The sequence below is a fragment of the Bacillus sp. EB600 genome (assembly GCF_024494385.1).
In the GTDB taxonomy this organism is placed as follows: Bacteria; Bacillota; Bacilli; order Bacillales; family Cytobacillaceae; genus JAEVLT01.
This window is the reverse complement of record NZ_JAEVLT010000018.1, coordinates 1-16217: the sequence shown is the minus strand read 5'-3', so window position 1 is coordinate 16217 and position 16217 is coordinate 1. Positions and strand designations below refer to the sequence as shown.

At 40.0% G+C, this 16217-nt stretch carries 15 protein-coding genes, 1 tRNA gene and 1 pseudogene; 12 read left to right on the top strand and 5 right to left on the bottom strand.

The window, feature by feature from the left end; all coding sequences use genetic code 11:
- Positions 1 to 11: 11 nt before the first annotated feature.
- The 4 genes from JN080_RS17280 to JN080_RS17265 form a co-directional block, all read right to left on the bottom strand.
- Positions 12 to 434 carry a GNAT family N-acetyltransferase gene (locus JN080_RS17280; protein WP_256237231.1) on the bottom strand — a complete coding sequence of 141 codons (423 nt, stop codon included), beginning with the start codon at positions 432 to 434 and terminating at the stop codon, positions 12 to 14.
- A 3-nt stretch (positions 435 to 437) separates the two neighbouring features.
- The gene (locus JN080_RS17275; RefSeq protein ID WP_256237230.1) at positions 438 to 953 is read right to left on the bottom strand and encodes a YjcG family protein; all 516 of its coding nucleotides are present in this window, start codon (positions 951 to 953) and stop codon (positions 438 to 440) included.
- Between the two features lie 148 nt (positions 954 to 1101).
- Positions 1102 to 1830: an alpha/beta hydrolase gene (locus JN080_RS17270; protein ID WP_256237229.1), complete on the bottom strand. Its 729-nt coding sequence runs from the start codon at positions 1828 to 1830 to the stop codon at positions 1102 to 1104.
- 158 nt (positions 1831 to 1988) lie between these two features.
- On the bottom strand, positions 1989 to 2210 hold the full coding sequence (locus JN080_RS17265; RefSeq protein ID WP_256237228.1) for a WYL domain-containing protein: 222 nt from the start codon (positions 2208 to 2210) through the stop codon (positions 1989 to 1991).
- A gap of 220 nt (positions 2211 to 2430) precedes the next feature.
- Here JN080_RS17265 and JN080_RS17260 point away from each other — a divergent pair.
- Positions 2431 to 2503, top strand: a tRNA-Val gene (locus tag JN080_RS17260).
- Positions 2504 to 2640: 137 nt separating this feature from the next.
- Here the strand turns inward: JN080_RS17260 and JN080_RS17255 are convergent.
- Positions 2641 to 3225 carry a site-specific integrase gene (locus JN080_RS17255; protein ID WP_256237227.1) on the bottom strand — a complete coding sequence of 195 codons (585 nt, stop codon included), beginning with the start codon at positions 3223 to 3225 and terminating at the stop codon, positions 2641 to 2643.
- A gap of 467 nt (positions 3226 to 3692) precedes the next feature.
- Between JN080_RS17255 and JN080_RS17250 the strand changes: the two genes are divergently transcribed.
- The 11 genes and pseudogenes from JN080_RS17250 to JN080_RS17200 all read left to right on the top strand — a co-directional run bounded on the left by JN080_RS17250 (position 3693) and on the right by JN080_RS17200 (position 15840).
- Positions 3693 to 3893 carry a hypothetical protein gene (locus tag JN080_RS17250; RefSeq protein ID WP_256237226.1) on the top strand — a complete coding sequence of 67 codons (201 nt, stop codon included), beginning with the start codon at positions 3693 to 3695 and terminating at the stop codon, positions 3891 to 3893.
- Positions 3894 to 4189: 296 nt separating this feature from the next.
- Positions 4190 to 4774 carry a TetR/AcrR family transcriptional regulator gene (locus tag JN080_RS17245; protein WP_256237225.1) on the top strand — a complete coding sequence of 195 codons (585 nt, stop codon included), beginning with the start codon at positions 4190 to 4192 and terminating at the stop codon, positions 4772 to 4774.
- A 24-nt stretch (positions 4775 to 4798) separates the two neighbouring features.
- Positions 4799 to 5593: an enoyl-CoA hydratase/isomerase family protein gene (locus tag JN080_RS17240; protein WP_256237224.1), complete on the top strand. Its 795-nt coding sequence runs from the start codon at positions 4799 to 4801 to the stop codon at positions 5591 to 5593.
- 184 nt (positions 5594 to 5777) lie between these two features.
- Complete coding sequence (locus JN080_RS17235; protein ID WP_256237223.1) at positions 5778 to 6956, top strand: thiolase family protein; 1179 nt, start codon at positions 5778 to 5780, stop codon at positions 6954 to 6956.
- A gap of 39 nt (positions 6957 to 6995) precedes the next feature.
- Positions 6996 to 7841 (top strand): 3-hydroxybutyryl-CoA dehydrogenase, encoded by an 846-nt coding sequence (locus JN080_RS17230; protein ID WP_256237222.1) that lies wholly within the window; start codon positions 6996 to 6998, stop codon positions 7839 to 7841.
- A 16-nt stretch (positions 7842 to 7857) separates the two neighbouring features.
- On the top strand, positions 7858 to 8628 hold the full coding sequence (locus JN080_RS17225; RefSeq protein WP_256237221.1) for an enoyl-CoA hydratase/isomerase family protein: 771 nt from the start codon (positions 7858 to 7860) through the stop codon (positions 8626 to 8628).
- A 138-nt stretch (positions 8629 to 8766) separates the two neighbouring features.
- Positions 8767 to 9912 carry an acyl-CoA dehydrogenase gene (locus JN080_RS17220; RefSeq protein WP_256237220.1) on the top strand — a complete coding sequence of 382 codons (1146 nt, stop codon included), beginning with the start codon at positions 8767 to 8769 and terminating at the stop codon, positions 9910 to 9912.
- Between the two features lie 24 nt (positions 9913 to 9936).
- Positions 9937 to 13212, top strand: a complete 3276-nt coding sequence (gene icmF / locus JN080_RS17215) for a fused isobutyryl-CoA mutase/GTPase IcmF (RefSeq protein ID WP_256237219.1) — start codon at positions 9937 to 9939, stop codon at positions 13210 to 13212.
- A 59-nt stretch (positions 13213 to 13271) separates the two neighbouring features.
- Positions 13272 to 14420: pseudogene (locus tag JN080_RS17210) on the top strand (acyl-CoA dehydrogenase family protein).
- A gap of 204 nt (positions 14421 to 14624) precedes the next feature.
- The gene (fabG, locus tag JN080_RS17205; RefSeq protein WP_256237218.1) at positions 14625 to 15365 is read left to right on the top strand and encodes a 3-oxoacyl-ACP reductase FabG; all 741 of its coding nucleotides are present in this window, start codon (positions 14625 to 14627) and stop codon (positions 15363 to 15365) included.
- Between the two features lie 79 nt (positions 15366 to 15444).
- Positions 15445 to 15840, top strand: a complete 396-nt coding sequence (locus JN080_RS17200; protein WP_256237217.1) for an acyl-CoA thioesterase — start codon at positions 15445 to 15447, stop codon at positions 15838 to 15840.
- Positions 15841 to 16217 lie beyond the last annotated feature (377 nt).

The following is a 16217-nucleotide window of genomic DNA, read 5'->3' as shown; positions in this document are numbered from 1 at the left end:
CGCTTTTGTTATTATATTTTTTTAATCATTGTCTTATGAGGAATTCCGGCATCCAGGAATTCTTCGGAGACCACTTCATAGCCGAGTTGAGAATAAAAAGGAATGGCATGAGTTTGTGCATTTAACTTTAATTTCTTTAATTCTTTATCTTCAGCAAACTTTTCAATACCATTCATTATCACGTTACCAGCGCCGATTTTTCTCGCATCTTTTAAAACACAAATTCGTTCCACTTTGCCATAGCCATCTACAATCCGGAATCTTCCGGCTCCAATCGGAGAGCTTTCATTATATAAAACGAAATGGGTCGCCTCATCTTCAAACTGGTCAATTTCTTCCTCCAAAGGAACATTTTGTTCCTCGACGAAAACGATTTTTCTTACGGAGTATGCATCATTTAATTCTTTTTCATTTTCAACAATCTTTAGGTTCACCTATTATGCTTCCTTTCCAAGTCGAAATGTTTCATATACTGTCCATGAGCCATTTTCTAACTGATAAAGAAGATGGAAGCGGTCAATCACTTCTTCATGTTCAACTTTCAGCATCCGCAATGAGCCGTAGACATCAGAGTGTTCATCATTTGAAAGCTTCTGACCAATAGTAATATGAGGGACAAATGAATATTCTAAATTTTGTTCGCTAAATTGTTGATTGATTTCATTATGAAGCCCATCAAGCTCTGAAGTTGGACTCACCTTGAAATAAATAACATTATTAACTGGTTTAAATGAACTGACCTTCGTCGTTTTTAATGTAAAGGGTTCGAAGCTTTTTGCAAGCGAACGCAATTTATCTGAAAATGGTTTTATTTCATTTTCCGTTGCCTCAAATGGACTTTTTAAAGTCATATGTGGAGGAATTAACGAATAATGTGGGTCATAGCGCTTACGATACGAGTTTGCTAAATCCTGGAGTGCCTTGGACGGGAAAATAACAACACCATATTTCATACTGATACCTCCATTTTATAAGTAATTTCAATGATCGTTTCGGTATGGCAAAATGAAAAATTGCTATTATTAAGGTATGTTTCCGATAATTATATCAAGATTTTCTTGGTTATGAAATACTGCAAACTTTGTGGCGGAACAAATCTGGTTATAAGTGAAACATTAATTTTAAGGCCCGTTCTAAATCAGGCTGCCAATAGGTCCAGGAATGATTTCCATTAAATTCATCATAGAAGTATGTACATGATTTTTCCAGAAGCAGTTTTGAAAGCATTCGATTTGGTTCAAGAAAATTGCTTGTTTTGCCATCGGTTGTCTTTACTTCTGTTTCATTATCTCCAACGACATGATAAATATCTAGCAGTTCGGATTTAGTAAACGTTTTAATTTTATTAATAACAAGATCATTGACAAGCGGAGATTGCAGCAGCACTTTCCCAAACGTATATGGGTATTGAAGCGCTGTTAATAATGAAATAGAGGCGCCAAGCGAATCGCCGATTAACGCACGCGTTGAGCCCATTTGGTAAGTAGGATATTCCTTATCTAAAAAAGGAACTAATTCGTGAGCCAGAAAGCGACCATAGGCTTGATGCTGCTCGCCATTAGGATGATACTTTTTTCTTCTGTCTTCAATATTTTTGTAGGGGATTCCTACAACAATCATATTCTCAATTTCACGGTTGTATAAAAGCTCATCAACAAAGCGGCCGATTCTCCCCAGTTGAAAATAATCGCGCCCATCCTGAGCAATTAAGAGGGAATATTTAAAAAGGGGAGAATAGTTGGCAGGAAAGTGAATGAGAATCTCCAACTCCTCTCCAAGCTCCTTACTTTGAAAGAAAAGTTCTTTAACCGTTCCTCGCGGAAACAGCATTGCAATCACCTCTCAGGCAGTTATCGGTATGGTTGATTTTATCATAAAAATAGTTAGAAAGCTTCAAGTAAGTATGCTGCGGGAGGAAGTTAAGGTTAGAGGATGCAAAATACGGAGGTGATCGTTGATTCAATGGGTTCGCTTCATTTAAGCATGTCTTAGTGAAGTAAATTATTTGATCGTGAATCCAGAATAATCGACAGGATGTTCTCGACCCGAAATGTCCGCATTTGTTTCCGAAGCAGACAATAGGCCCGAATGTATTGATTGTTAATTTCTTTGACAATCAGCCTTCGCTGTGAAAACTGATGATCTTCGGAAAGATAAATGATTTCCAATGGCAGATTTTCATTTTTAGATCTTTCAAAAAGATGATTCATGATCAGCCACTCCTTTTCTTAGTAGTATTATATACGAATATGTGTTCTTTATTCAATAAAAAGAAAACGTGTGTTCTTTTTATTGAAATAAAGTGGAGCAAATCATAATGATACATATGAAAAAGAATATGAAAAATAATTATTGACATTAAAAGAAAAACATATTATATTTATAAATGTCCTCACATTTTATTTGGAAGTGTGAAATTATATTTTATACGATCTGTTAGCTCAGTTGGGAGAGCATCACCTTGACAGGGTGGGGGTCACAGGTTCAAGCCCTGTACAGGTCATTGGGTGCCAAACCCGTAGAACCCTTCGGAACAAAGGGTTCTTTGATAAAAGACTGCTTCTTCGGAAGTGGTCTTTTTTAATTCCCAGCCACCCAATTTTGCTAAATTGCACATCTATTGCACAAACGATGCACGTTTTAATTTTGCAGGATTGCGTTTTCAAACCGGTTAGCACTTTTTCGCTGCATATCTGCACTGACGTGGGAATAGGTGTCCAACGTAACTTGTACCCGTGAATGCCCCATCCGTTCTGAAACAATTTTTGGATTTTCCCCTAATGCCATGAGCAATGTTGCATGCAAGTGGCGTAAATCATGGAAGGTTATTTTTGGGACGTTAGCTTCTTCCAAGAGCCTGTAGAATTGACGCAAGAGATTTCTTGGGCCAATTGGTTTCCCATCTTCAGTGCAATTTACCAAATCATGATCTGAGTATCCGTTTCCAAGCTTTTGGCGCATTAAATCCTGCTTGGCCTTTCCGTCCTGAAGGATTTGTAGTACATAATCAGATATGACAATAATTCGATTTGAACTCTTGGTTTTAACATCTCTTAAAATCAATCCATTGCTTTTTGTCCGAGTAAGGCTCCGCTGAACATGAATAGTACCAGCATTAAAATCAATGTCATTCCACTTTAATCCGAGATGTTCACCTCGACGCATTCCTGTAAAAATGGCTGTAACATATATAGAACTCAAAATGTTTTTTATAACCAAATTCAAACTTGCTGACCTCAACGCTGCCAGAGGCATTCCAGTGGATAAATTGCGTTAAATATGTTCAAAAAAAATAAAAAAAGTCTTATTTATCAAGGGTTTTAGGTACCTTAAAAGTAATCTAGATCAATCCAGTTCAATTAAAAAAATTAAGTATGTGTACCATTTCGTGCACTACCTGAAAAGCGGAAGCATGTGGTCATATTTTTGAGAGAGCCGGTTAAAGTAAAAATTAACCGGCTCTTTTGTTGTGCGCCCGGCATGGGTGTAGTCTATAGGGTGAAAGTCCCGAGCCACGAAGGCAGTAGTAGTGGTTAGCTTAACGCAAGGGTGTCCGCGGTGACGCGGAATCTGAAGGAAGCGGGCGGCAAACCTCCGGCCTGTGGAATACGAACTTCATATAAGGCTAGGTACCATTGGATAAGTCTGCAACACAAGACAAAGTCCTTACTGCCGAAGGTGGTATAGAGTAAATGAAGCAGATGGAATGTCCGTACACTCCATCCGCTGTGAAATACTCAATGGACTGTCTAAATCGAAGACTGATTAAATGGGCAATGTGTAAATACAAAAGATTTAGAGGACATTGCAAGCAAGCTGAAAAGTGGCTTAAAGAAATTGCAAAAAGAGAGCCCAGAATGTTTGCACATTGGGCTCTTGGAATAACTCCTTAAATGGCTAATTGATAGGAGCCGTATGAATCGAGAGGTTCACGTACGGTTCTGTGAGAGTCTTTGGGTGAAAATCCCAAGGACTACTCGACTGAGAGGTCGGGGGTTAGTCACCCCCTCCTACTCGATTTGAATAAGTCAACCATTATTTCGATGAGGGAATAGGTGAACTGAAATTGAATTCCACTAAAATTATTCTGAAAATTTAAAAAATACTTGATGTTTAAATTTTTACCGTTTAGAATGTAAATAGAAAGAAAGTAATCTATGAAAAATAATGAAAATTGTAGGCGATAAAAATGAACCTTAAAATGAAAAAACAGCTAAAGAAGAAAAAAGACATGCTAAGATCTGCTGCAATGGTGATTTCTAAGAAAGGATACCATCGAGCGACAATGGATGATATTGCGGCAGAACTACTAATGACAAAGGGGGCAATCTATTACTATTTTTCTAATAAGGAAGAATTGATTTTTCAATGCCATGAGATGATTTTAAGTGAAGCCATAGAGGAAATAGAAGCCATTTTAGCATTAGAAATAACATCTATTGAAAAAATGGAAAAAGCGATTTTTACACATATTTACTTTGCAATTGATGAACGAGAGATGTTTAATATGCTTGTTCAGCCAGAAAATACTTTTGCTGACCAACATATCAGTGTCATTTTAGAAAAACGAGAAAAATATTCATCACTGTTTGACGAGATCATTGCGGAAGGAAAAAGAAATGGCTCATTCCGTGTAAAAGAAGCAAAAATGGCACGCATGATCATATTAGGGGCAATGAACTGGATCCAACAATGGTACTCATCAGGGGGGAAACAAAGTAAAGAAGACGTTGCTAAAATCTATGCGGAATATTTACTTAAAATATTGATTTAAAAAGTTATTTTGGGAGGCTATGAAATGGATTTTCCTAACTTAAAACAAAAGCTGGTAAAAATGGAGATGGTAGACCAGATTGGCATTTTAACGATCAATCATCCACCGGTAAACGCATTAAATGCAGATGTCATGGAGGAATTGGATCAAGCTATCAATAGGATTCGTGAAGAAAAAGGATGTCGTGCTCTCATCATAACAGGTTCAGGTGACAAGGCTTTTGTCGCCGGGGCAGATATCAAGGAGTTTACCGGCTTAGATCAAGAAAAAGCAATTGCATTATCCAAGAAAGGGCAAAGAATTTTCACAAATATAGCAGAATTAGAGATACCGGTAATCAGTGCTATTCAAGGATATGTTCTCGGTGGGGGGCTCGAATTAGCCTTATCATGTGATATCCGGGTTGCCGATGATTCAGCCGTTTTCGGGCTGCCTGAAGTTGGATTAGGAATCATTCCAGGCTACGGTGGAACACAGCGATTGACGCGATTAATCGGGGCAGGAAAAGCAAAGCTCCTGATTCTTTCAGGTGAAAAGTTTAGTGCAGAAGAGGCGCTGCAATTCGGTATCATCGAAAAATTGGTGCCAAAAGGACAAGCTTTACCTACAGCCATATCGCTTGCAAAGACGATTACCAATATGGCCCCCATTGCGGTAAGCAAAGCTAAAAAGGCAATTGATGCGACTGGTCTTCAAGAATTGGAAAAAGGACTCAAGATGGAGGCTAAATTCTTTGGTGAATTATGTGAGACAGAGGATAAAAAAGAGGGTGTACGTGCCTTTCTTGAAAAAGATCGTCCTGTTTTTACAGGAAGGTAACTTCTATCTCTTGTATATGTTAAAATAACTGAATATTCAATGTATTATAAAAACAATTAATTTGTTTCATTACATCTAATGCACAAAGAGGATGTTTAGAAGGTATATTGAACGTTAGAAATTTTGATTTTGATTCATTAAAAAAATGAATAGATATTATTTTTATCAAATGGAGGAATTAGCTATGCGTGAAGTTGTTATTGTTAGTGCAAAAAGAACACCAATTGGTGATTATTTCGGAGCGTTTAAAGAATTAACTGCAGTGGATTTAGGAGTACACGCTTTAAAAGCAGCAATTGAAGTATCCGGGATTGAAGCAAATCAAATTGAAGAAGTGGTGGGAGGTCATATATATCAAGCTGGTTGTAAAGGCAATACCGCGAGGCAAGTCGCTTTAGGATCCGGTTGTTCGGTTGAGACGGTTGCTTCCACGATTAATCAACAATGCCCTTCATCATTAAGGGCAGTAGAAATCGTCGCCCAAAATATCATACTGGGCAAGATTGATATTGGAGCAGCAGTTGGATACGAAAGTATGACGAATGTTCCGTATCTGTTACCAAAGGTTCGCGGGGGGTTGAAGATGGGAGACAGTTCAATTGTGGACTCCTTACTAAATGATGCATTGGTAGATGCTTTCAATGATTATCACATGGGCGTAACCGCTGAAACTCTTGCCGAGGAGTATCAGATTAGCCGTGAAGAACAAGATGAACTTTCAGTCATTAGTCACCAGAGGGCATGTGAAGCCATTCAAAATGAAAAATTTAAACAGGAAATTGCCCCTGTTGAAGTGAAGACAAAACGAGCAACGAAAACGATTGATCATGATGAACATCCCAATTCAGCCGCGAGTTTCGAAACGTTGTCCAAATTACGGCCAGCTTTTAAAAAGGAAGGAACCGTAACAGCCGGAAATGCTTCTAGCCTTAATGATGGCGGAGCAGCTGTCATCCTAATGGCGAAGGAAAAGGCGATTGAGCTTGGACTAAAGCCGCTAGCAAGAATCGTCGCTTCCGCATCCGCTGCAGTAGATCCTAAAAGAATGGGAATTGGGGTTGTTCCAGCAGTTCATAAAGCTTTACAATTTGCCGGCTTGCAAATGAATGATATTGATTACTGGGAACTAAATGAAGCTTTTGCATCCCAATTTTTAGCTGTCAATCGTGAACTAAATATTCCGATGGATAAAGTGAATGCAAATGGTTCAGGAATTTCATTAGGTCATCCTGTTGGCTGTACGGGAGCCAGATTGCTGACTACGTTAATCTATGAAATGCAGCGTCGCGGTTCTAAGTATGGCTGTGCATCTCTATGTGCAGGCGGTGGACCTGCAGCCGCAATGATTGTGGAAGCGCTATAAAACGAAAAAACAATAAGTCTAAAAGTGAGGGATCGAGAAATGGAAAAGTTAATTGGTGTAATCGGTGCAGGAACGATGGGGAATGGAATAGCTCAGACAGTCGCAGCTGCAGGGTATCAAGTGATTCTGCAGGATGTTAAGGAAAGTTTTATACAAAAAGGACTTGATAACATTCGGCGAAATCTAAACCGGTCTGTTGAAAAAGGAAAACTTTCCAGCGAGGAAGCGGAGCAAACGCTCGGACGTATACAGGGAACGATTCATATTGAAGAACTGGCAAAAGCGGATATTGTCATCGAAGCGATCATTGAAAACATGGAGAGCAAAAAATCATTGCTCCGAAGGCTTGATGCTGTATGCAGACCGAACACGATTTTTGCCTCCAATACATCAGGGTTAAGTGTTACTGAACTCGGCAACTGCACAAACCGTCCCTCTCAAGTGATTGGAATGCATTTTTTCAATCCGGTACCCGTGATGAAGCTGGTAGAGATTGTCCGCGGGCAGGAAACATCCAACGAAACTTATGAAGAGATTAAGCAATTGGTTGAGAAGTTTGGCAAAAAAGGAATAACGGTACGGGATGCACCATTATTTGCCGTTAATCGAATTTTGGTTCCGATGATCAATGAAGCAATTTTTGTGCTCGCAGAGGGAACGGCCAGTGCTGAGGATATTGATGAAGGCATGAAATTGGGAGCCAACCATCCAATCGGGCCTCTTGCTCTAGCGGACCTTATTGGCTTAGACACCTTACTGTTTGTCATCGAAACATTATACACAGAGACATCTGACAGTAAATACCGTCCATGTCCATTATTGAAAAAGCTGGTTCGTGCCGGACATTTAGGCAGGAAGACAGGCAAGGGATTTTATCAATACTAAAAGGCAGGTGATCTGCATGAATGAAGCGACATTAATAAAGATTGAAAATGGAATTGGATTCATTCGCCTAAATCGACCGGAGAAACTCAATTCATTGTCCAATGATTTAGTTGAATCATTCACACATAACTTAGAAAGTCTTGGAAAAAACGAAAATGTGAAAGTCATTATCGTGTCGGGTGAAGGAAAAGGATTTTGTGCAGGCGGAGATTTAGAGACGATGAAGAATTTATCACAAGCAAATGAAAAGCTTGCGTATATGAAAAAAGCCTCGGCTTTAACCAAAACCATCCTAAACCTCGATAAATATGTCGTGTCCGCTGTCCATGGATTTGCAGCAGGAGCGGGCTATAGTCTGGCACTTGCCTCTGATTTTATTGTTGCAAATAAGTCTGCCAAGTTTGGTTTGAGTTTTGTCAATGTGGGTGTCATCCCTGACTTGGGTTTAATGAAGTTACTTTCAGAACGGGTACCTTTAAGCTTAGCGAAAGAATGGATCCTAACCGGGAAAATCATGACAGCAGAAGAAGCCAAAAATTGGGGGATCATTAATCGGATCACCGAAGGGGATGTCCTCGAGGAAGCGATTGAATTCTCTCAATTTATATTAAATGGACCGCAGGTAAGCAATAAATACGTAAAGCAGATGTTGAACCATGGGGTTAAGTTAAGCTGGGATGATGTATTAGGACAGGAAAATATGATTCAAGCCCTTCTGATGCAATCGGAAGATTACGAAGAAGGGATTAATGCCTTTTATGAAAAACGAGCTCCTCAATTTAAGTGAATTTTAGTGAAACATACTGGAGAAAATGAGCTGGTTTCTTTTCTAAAAAATGCATGAATGCCGATCATTAGATTCACTAAATAATAGATTGAGAACTTCAGAGAAGAAAATGAACTTTTTCCAATAGGGGATGTTACGATGCAATTTCGATTATCAGAAGAGCATGAAATGATCCGAAAAATGGTGCGGGATTTTGCCGGAAACGAAATTGCACCAACAGCGGAAGAACGCGATGAAGAAGAACGCTTTGATCGGGAGATTTTTCAAAAAATGGCCGAGCTGGGTTTGACAGGGATTCCATGGCCGGAAGAATACGGCGGCATCGGCAGTGACTATGTATCGTACTGTATAGCGGTAGAAGAATTGTCACGTGTATGCGCATCAACAGGTGTTACCCTTTCTGCCCATACTTCTTTAGCAGGCTGGCCTGTCTATAAATTTGGTACGGAAGAACAAAAACAAAAATACTTAAAACCGATGGCACAAGGGGAAAAAATTGGTGCTTACGGCTTAACAGAGCCGGGCTCTGGTTCCGATGCAGGTGGGATGAAAACTACCGCCCGCAAAGCAGGGAGTGAGTATATTTTAAACGGCTCAAAAATTTTTATCACCAATGCGGGGATTGCGGATATGTATATCGTTTTCGCGACAACCGATCCAACTTCGAAAAAGAATGGGATCACCGCTTTTATTATCGAAAAAGATTTTCCTGGTTTTTCAATAGGAAAAAAAGAAAAGAAAATGGGAATCCGGTCTTCACCGACCGCGGAAATCATCTTTGAAGACTGCCATGTACCGGAGGAAAATGTGCTGGGTAAAGAAGGGGAAGGCTTTAAAGTGGCGATGATGACCTTGGATGGTGGTCGAAACGGCATTGCAGCACAGGCGGTTGGGATTGCCCAAGGGGCATTAGACGCAGCTGTAGGGTATGCGAAAGAACGGCAGCAATTCAGCAAGCCGATTTCCGCGAATCAAGGCATCTCTTTCAAACTGGCAGATATGGCAACGGCAATTGAAGCATCCCGCCTATTAACCTACCAAGCGGCATGGCTTGAGTCGAATGGGTTGCCATATGGAAAAGAGTCAGCGATGTCAAAACTATTTGCCAGTGATACGGCGATGAAGGTGACAACAGAAGCGGTGCAAATTTTCGGAGGCTACGGGTATACCAAAGATTACCCGGTCGAACGGTTTATGCGAGATGCCAAAATTACACAAATTTATGAGGGAACAAACGAAATTCAACGTTTGGTCATTGCAGGGAAACTATTAAGTAATAAATAAATAGATTAAGGCAGGTGCTAAAAGATGGAGACAGAAGTTTTCCGCCCAACACATAATGTTAGATTTGTGACAGCTTCGGCATTGTTTGACGGCCATGATGCGGCCATCAATATTATGCGCCGCATTCTTCAGGACTCGGGTGTCGAAGTCATCCATTTGGGACATAACCGCTCTGTAGAAGAAGTGGTAAATGCCGCCATTCAAGAAGATGTACAAGGAATTGCCATGAGCTCTTATCAGGGAGGTCATGTGGAATATTTAAAGTATATGTATGATTTGCTTCAACAACAAGGAGCAGGACATATTAAGATTTTTGCCGGCGGGGGCGGGGTGATCGTTCCTTCCGAAATCAAAGAATTGCATGGTTACGGGATTGCTAGAATCTTTTCCCCTGATGATGGCCGCGAACTAGGGTTGCAGGGCATGATTAATCATATGATTCGGGAATGTGATCATCTAACACCCAAGCAACTTGAACAAGATATTGCCGGCTTACAAGAGAAAAACTGGGGGTCCATTGCTAAATTAATCACCTTTGCTGAAGAAAAGCTAGGCAAGAATCAAGAAGAAGAAAAAGTTTCAGCAGCGTTAGAACAGTTACATGTGGAAGCTCCCATGGTCCCAGTTTTGGGAATTACCGGAACAGGGGGAGCGGGGAAAAGCTCTCTGACGGATGAACTCGTACGCCGATATCTTGATCAATTCCCGGAACGTTCCATTGCCATTATATCGGTTGATCCTTCCAAGATGAAGACAGGAGGAGCATTGTTAGGTGACCGGATTCGGATGAATGCGATCAACAACCCCCGCGTTTATATGAGGAGTCTAGCTACCCGCGGATCAAAGTCCGAGTTAAGTCGGGCAACAAAAGAAGCGATTAATATTGTGAAAGCAGCCGGATATGATTTCGTCATCATTGAAACGAGCGGTATCGGACAAGGGGATTCCGAAATTGTTGAGATTTGTGATTTGTCTATGTATGTCATGACGAGTGAATTTGGAGCTCCATCTCAGCTTGAAAAAATCGACATGCTTGATTTTGCTGATCTTATTGTCATTAACAAATTTGAACGCCGCGGATCAGAGGATGCTTTGCGTGACGTCCGCAAGCAGTATCAGCGCAGCCGTCAGCTGTTTGAAATCCCTGACGAAAAATTGCCTGTTTTTGGTACAATTGCAAGCCAATTTAATGATCCCGGAACGAATGTCCTTTTTGCCAATCTAATGAAGAAGGTAGAAGAAAAGTCCGACGGCAGCTGGCCGACTACCTATGATAGCAACATCCAAAAAGTAACGAAGCAAAATTTAATTATTCCTCCAAATCGTACCGGGTATTTAGGGGAAATCGTCCAATCTGTTTATCAATATCGGAAGTTCACGGATGAACAGGTTAATCTGGTTCGTAAGTGGTACCAGCTTCGGGGAACGAAGGCCTTGATTGAGAGTGAAAACGGGAACATCGTGACGAAAGAAGAAGCAGAAATCTTTTCAGCAAAACTCGATGAAATGATCTCTCTATACGAAGGCAAGATCGATCCAGAGTGTAAAAAAATGGTGGAAGAGTGGCCGGAAATTCGCAAATCCTACCAGCAAAATCAACTGGTCACAAAGGTTCGGGATAAAGAAGTGGTTACTCCATTGTATACCGAGTCATTGTCTGGAAATAAAATTCCGCGGGTGAGTGTCCCTAAATTTGAGGATCCAGGGGAAATTCTCCGCTGGCGATTAAAAGAAAACCTGCCTGGTTATTTCCCATATACAGCAGGGGTGTTTCCATTCAAACGGACCAGTGAAGATCCGAAGCGCCAGTTTGCCGGTGAAGGGACTCCGGAGCGGACGAACCGCCGTTTTCATTTTCTCAGCCAAAATGATGAGGCCAAACGGCTGTCTACCGCCTTTGACAGTGTCACTTTATACGGGCAGGACCCGGACTACCGTCCGGATATCTATGGGAAAATTGGCAACAGCGGTGTGAGTGTCTGTACATTGGATGATATGAAGAAGCTTTACAAAGGGTTTGACCTTTGCCACCCATCCACCAGTGTGTCGATGACCATTAATGGGCCTGCGCCGATTATTCTGGCGATGTTCATGAATACAGCCATCGATCAGCAGGTTGAAAAATTTGTGGAGAAAAACGGGCGCCAGCCGAACGAAGAGGAATTTGAAAATATTAAGGTATGGACGCTGCAAACCGTCAGAGGCACCGTGCAAGCGGACATTTTAAAAGAAGACCAAGGCCAGAATACCTGTATCTTCTCCACAGAATTTGCCCTCAAGATGATGGGGGACATTCAACAATTCTTTATTGATCATAAAGTCCGCAACTACTATTCGGTTAGTATAAGCGGCTACCATATCGCTGAAGCGGGGGCTAATCCCATTTCGCAATTAGCGTTTACGCTGGCAAATGGTTTCACGTTTGTAGAATATTATCTGAGCCGGGGCATGCATATTGATGATTTTGCACCAAACCTTTCTTATTTTTTCAGTAACGGGTTAGATCCGGAATATACGGTAATGGGACGCGTCACCAGGAGGATTTGGGCAACGATCATTAAAAATAAGTATGGCGGGAATGAACGGAGCCAGAAGCTGAAATATCATATCCAGACATCAGGACGCTCGCTTCATGCCCAAGAGATGGACTTTAATGATATCCGTACGACATTACAAGCTTTGGTTGCTATCTACGATAACTGTAACTCCCTGCATACGAACGCATTCGATGAGGCGATTACCACACCGACAGAAAATTCAGTGAGAAGGGCAATGGCCATCCAGATGATCATCAATAAAGAATTGGGGATCGTAAAAAATGAAAACCCGCTGCAAGGAGCCTTTATTATTGATGAGCTTACAGATCTGGTTGAAGAAGCGGTATTAGCTGAATTTTCACGGATCAATGATCGAGGTGGCGTTTTAGGGGCAATGGAAACACAGTATCAGCGTGGAAAAATTCAAGAAGAATCCCTTTTCTATGAACATAAGAAACATTCTGGAGAATTACCGATTATTGGTGTCAATACATTTATCAATCCAAATGCAGAAGAAACCGCTTATGAAATTGAATTAGCCCGTTCGACAGAGGAAGAAAAAGAAACGCAAATTCGAAATCTCCGTGAATTCCAGGGCAGAAACAAAGAGACATGTCCAAGTGCCCTGCAAAAATTGAAACAAGTGGCTCTTCAAAACGGCAATATTTTTGAAGAATTAATGGAAAGTGTCAAGGTAGCATCCTTAGGTCAAATTACAGAAGCCTTGTATGAAGTCGGAGGGCAATATCGCAGGAATGTGTAGGAATAACCAAATAAAATTGTTAAATTCTCTATTTAATAAAAAGAAAGGTCAAATTAAATATGCAAACATCTATCTTTATTGATGATCATGTGATGTTTCGAAAGTCTTTGCGAAAAATGCTGGAGAAAGATGCTTTCCCCTTTTATGAAGAATGGGAAAGAGCACGGGAAATTCCTCGAGAGTTCTGGTTAAAGCTGGGGGAGAATGGGTTTCTTTGCCCTTGGGTAGATGAAGAATACGGTGGGCTTAGGTTGGATTTTTCCTATTCAATGATTTTAATAGAGGAATTAGAGAGAGTTGGTCAAGGCTTGGGGAGTGGCGTATGTTTACATTCAGAAATCGTTACCCCGTATATCGCTGCTTTAGGGACTGATCAGCAGAAACGGAAATGGCTACCTGGCTGTATCAGCGGAGAGAAAATTACATCGATTGCTATGACAGAGCCAGGCGCGGGTTCGGATTTAGCAGGGATTAAAACGACTGCTAGAAGAGAAGGAGACTATTATATTTTAAAAGGGAGAAAAAACGTTTATTACAAATGGGGGAATGGCCGATTTAGCCATTGTTGTTTGCAAAACAGACCCTAAAGCAGCACCTGCTCATCGCGGGATCAGCTTAATTGTAGTGGAAAATGGCACAGAAGGATTTAAAAGAGGGAAAAAACTTGAGAAAATTGGGATGCATAGCGGTAATACCAGTGAACTAATATTTGAGGATGCAAAAGTTGCTGTTTCTAATTTATTGGGAGAAGAAGGAAAAGGGTTCTATCATTTGATGAATAAGTTTCAGCAGGAGCGTCTTGTGGTGACCATTCAGTGCCAGATTGAGGCGGAAGAAATGCTGCGTTTAACAATGGATTATGTTAAGCAACGTCAAGCTTTTGGACAGCCGATTAGTAAATTTCAGAATACACAATTTAAAATTGCAGAAAGGCAACGGAGATAGAGCTTGGCAGGACCTATATCAATCAAATTACAATACGTCACGTGAAAGGTGAAAATTTGGTTAAGGAAGTGTCCATGGCAAAGTGGTGGGTTAGTGAAATGGAAAAACGTGTTGCTGCTGAATGTCTTCATCTCCATGGTGGGTATGGCTATATGGAAGAGTATGAGATTGCCAGACGATATCGAGATATTCCAGTTGCTAGTATTTATGCAGGAACCACAGAAGTGATGAAAAATATCATTGCTAAACAACTGGATTTATAAAATTTGAAAGCTTGGTATATTGATCAAAACTATAAGACTGACATAAAAATGGCCGGCCTGCTTGAACAGACCTTCATTACGCAGTAATAACCTGCGTAGTGGAAGTTAGGCGGTCATTTTTAAGGTTTATGTCCGAAAATTAATTTGAACTTCTAAGTAACTGTAATTTTTTTTAGAAAAATATAACTAGAGAGGTAAAAGATAATGAGAAAATTGCAAGATAAAGTAGCGATTGTAACAGGGGCAGCGAGAGGTCTTGGAAAGGGAATTGCTGAAAAACTTTGTTTAGAAGGTGCTAAAGTAGTGGTAGTGGATATGAATGAGGATATATGTAAAGGAACAGTGGAAGAATTCTCACAAAAGGGGTACATAGCAGCATCATTCGTCGCCAATATCGCGAAAGAAGTTGAGGTTAAGGATCTTTTTAAATTTACAATTGAAAAGTTCGGAACTGTAGATATTCTTGTGAATAATGCCGGAATTAACAGGGATTCAACCTTGTATAAAATGACATTAGAAGACTGGCAGCAGGTTATAGATGTAAATTTAACTGGAACTTTTTTATGTACGAAAGAGGCAGCTAAAATTATGAAAGAAAATGAATCTGGAAAAATTATATCCATTTCTTCGGTAGCATGGCAAGGAAACTATGGTCAGGCAAATTATTCTGCTTCAAAAGCAGGTGTAATTGGTTTGATGAAAACAGCATCCAGAGAATTAGCAAGAAATAACATTACTTGTAACGTGATTTGTCCGGGATTTATTGATACGGATATGACAAGATCGGTTCCTGATAAAGCAAGGGAAATCATGATAACTAAGATTCCCTTAAACAGAGTGGGAAATCCCTTTGATGTAGCGAATATGACTGCATATTTGGCCTCTGATGAAGCCTCATATATAACAGGTGAAGTCATTAATGTGGGTGGTGGATTGGTACTTTAAACTATCTCTTGGCAGGCTATGTTTTTAAACTTCTTAGACTGGAGACAGGTAAAATTGGACAAAAGAATGGGGGATTACAATGTATAAAACAAAAATTAATCCACGTTTATCAGAGACTAATGGAACTGGTCACATTAGCAATACAACCGTACCCGTATGGCTTGAAGCTGGACTAGAAGAAATCTACTCATTATTTATTCCAGATTCAACCTTTCAAAGCTGGAATCTCATTTTGGTTAATATGAACATTGATTATCTCCATCAACTTTTCTATGGAAAAGAAGTAGAAGTTCAAACTTGGATTAAAAAAATAGGAAACACAAGTTTTACTGTCTATCAAGAACTGTTTCAAAATAAACAATTATGGGAAAAAGGAAGTACCGTTTATGTGAACTTTAATTATGGATCACAAAAGCCTGAAACTATTTCATCGCAAATTCGAGAAAAACTTGAGGAATACATTTATCTAAGCTAAGGAGTCATTCCGCCGTCTGTTAAAATATTATAAATTTAAAGGAACGAAATAGACGTCAGTCCTCCAACGATTTAAAGCGTTATGGGACTGACACTTTCTCCGTAATATCTAGTTTAAGGTTAAATGAATAGCGTCTTGGTACTGTTTTATTAAAAATTCTAAATGCAACTCCTCACAAAGTGTAGCAAAGTACTCAAGAAGGCGTATTTCCACACAATCACCTCGATTATAGTTTCTACTTTCTTATATAAATGTTGATATTGTTCCAGTTGTATCATGTCATTATAATAAAAAACATAAATCTAAGAGATTTAGAATATTTAACAACCAGGGATTAATTTTTACTATACCATTGAAGTCTTTTTTTGAAAATTTAT

What these genes read in the sequence shown, in the direction of transcription:
- JN080_RS17275 (WP_256237230.1), bottom strand. Translation starts at nt 953, where the DNA reads ATGAAATATGGTGTTGTTATTTTCCCGTCCAAGGCACTCCAGGATTTA.
- JN080_RS17225 (WP_256237221.1), top strand. Translation starts at nt 7,858, where the DNA reads ATGAATGAAGCGACATTAATAAAGATTGAAAATGGAATTGGATTCATT.
- JN080_RS17265 (WP_256237228.1), bottom strand. Translation starts at nt 2,210, where the DNA reads ATGAATCATCTTTTTGAAAGATCTAAAAATGAAAATCTGCCATTGGAA.
- JN080_RS17200 (WP_256237217.1), top strand. Translation starts at nt 15,445, where the DNA reads ATGTATAAAACAAAAATTAATCCACGTTTATCAGAGACTAATGGAACT.
- JN080_RS17230 (WP_256237222.1), top strand. Translation starts at nt 6,996, where the DNA reads ATGGAAAAGTTAATTGGTGTAATCGGTGCAGGAACGATGGGGAATGGA.
- JN080_RS17235 (WP_256237223.1), top strand. Translation starts at nt 5,778, where the DNA reads ATGCGTGAAGTTGTTATTGTTAGTGCAAAAAGAACACCAATTGGTGAT.
- JN080_RS17220 (WP_256237220.1), top strand. Translation starts at nt 8,767, where the DNA reads ATGCAATTTCGATTATCAGAAGAGCATGAAATGATCCGAAAAATGGTG.
- JN080_RS17240 (WP_256237224.1), top strand. Translation starts at nt 4,799, where the DNA reads ATGGATTTTCCTAACTTAAAACAAAAGCTGGTAAAAATGGAGATGGTA.
- fabG (WP_256237218.1), top strand. Translation starts at nt 14,625, where the DNA reads ATGAGAAAATTGCAAGATAAAGTAGCGATTGTAACAGGGGCAGCGAGA.
- JN080_RS17270 (WP_256237229.1), bottom strand. Translation starts at nt 1,830, where the DNA reads ATGCTGTTTCCGCGAGGAACGGTTAAAGAACTTTTCTTTCAAAGTAAG.
- JN080_RS17245 (WP_256237225.1), top strand. Translation starts at nt 4,190, where the DNA reads ATGAACCTTAAAATGAAAAAACAGCTAAAGAAGAAAAAAGACATGCTA.
- JN080_RS17250 (WP_256237226.1), top strand. Translation starts at nt 3,693, where the DNA reads ATGAAGCAGATGGAATGTCCGTACACTCCATCCGCTGTGAAATACTCA.
- icmF (WP_256237219.1), top strand. Translation starts at nt 9,937, where the DNA reads ATGGAGACAGAAGTTTTCCGCCCAACACATAATGTTAGATTTGTGACA.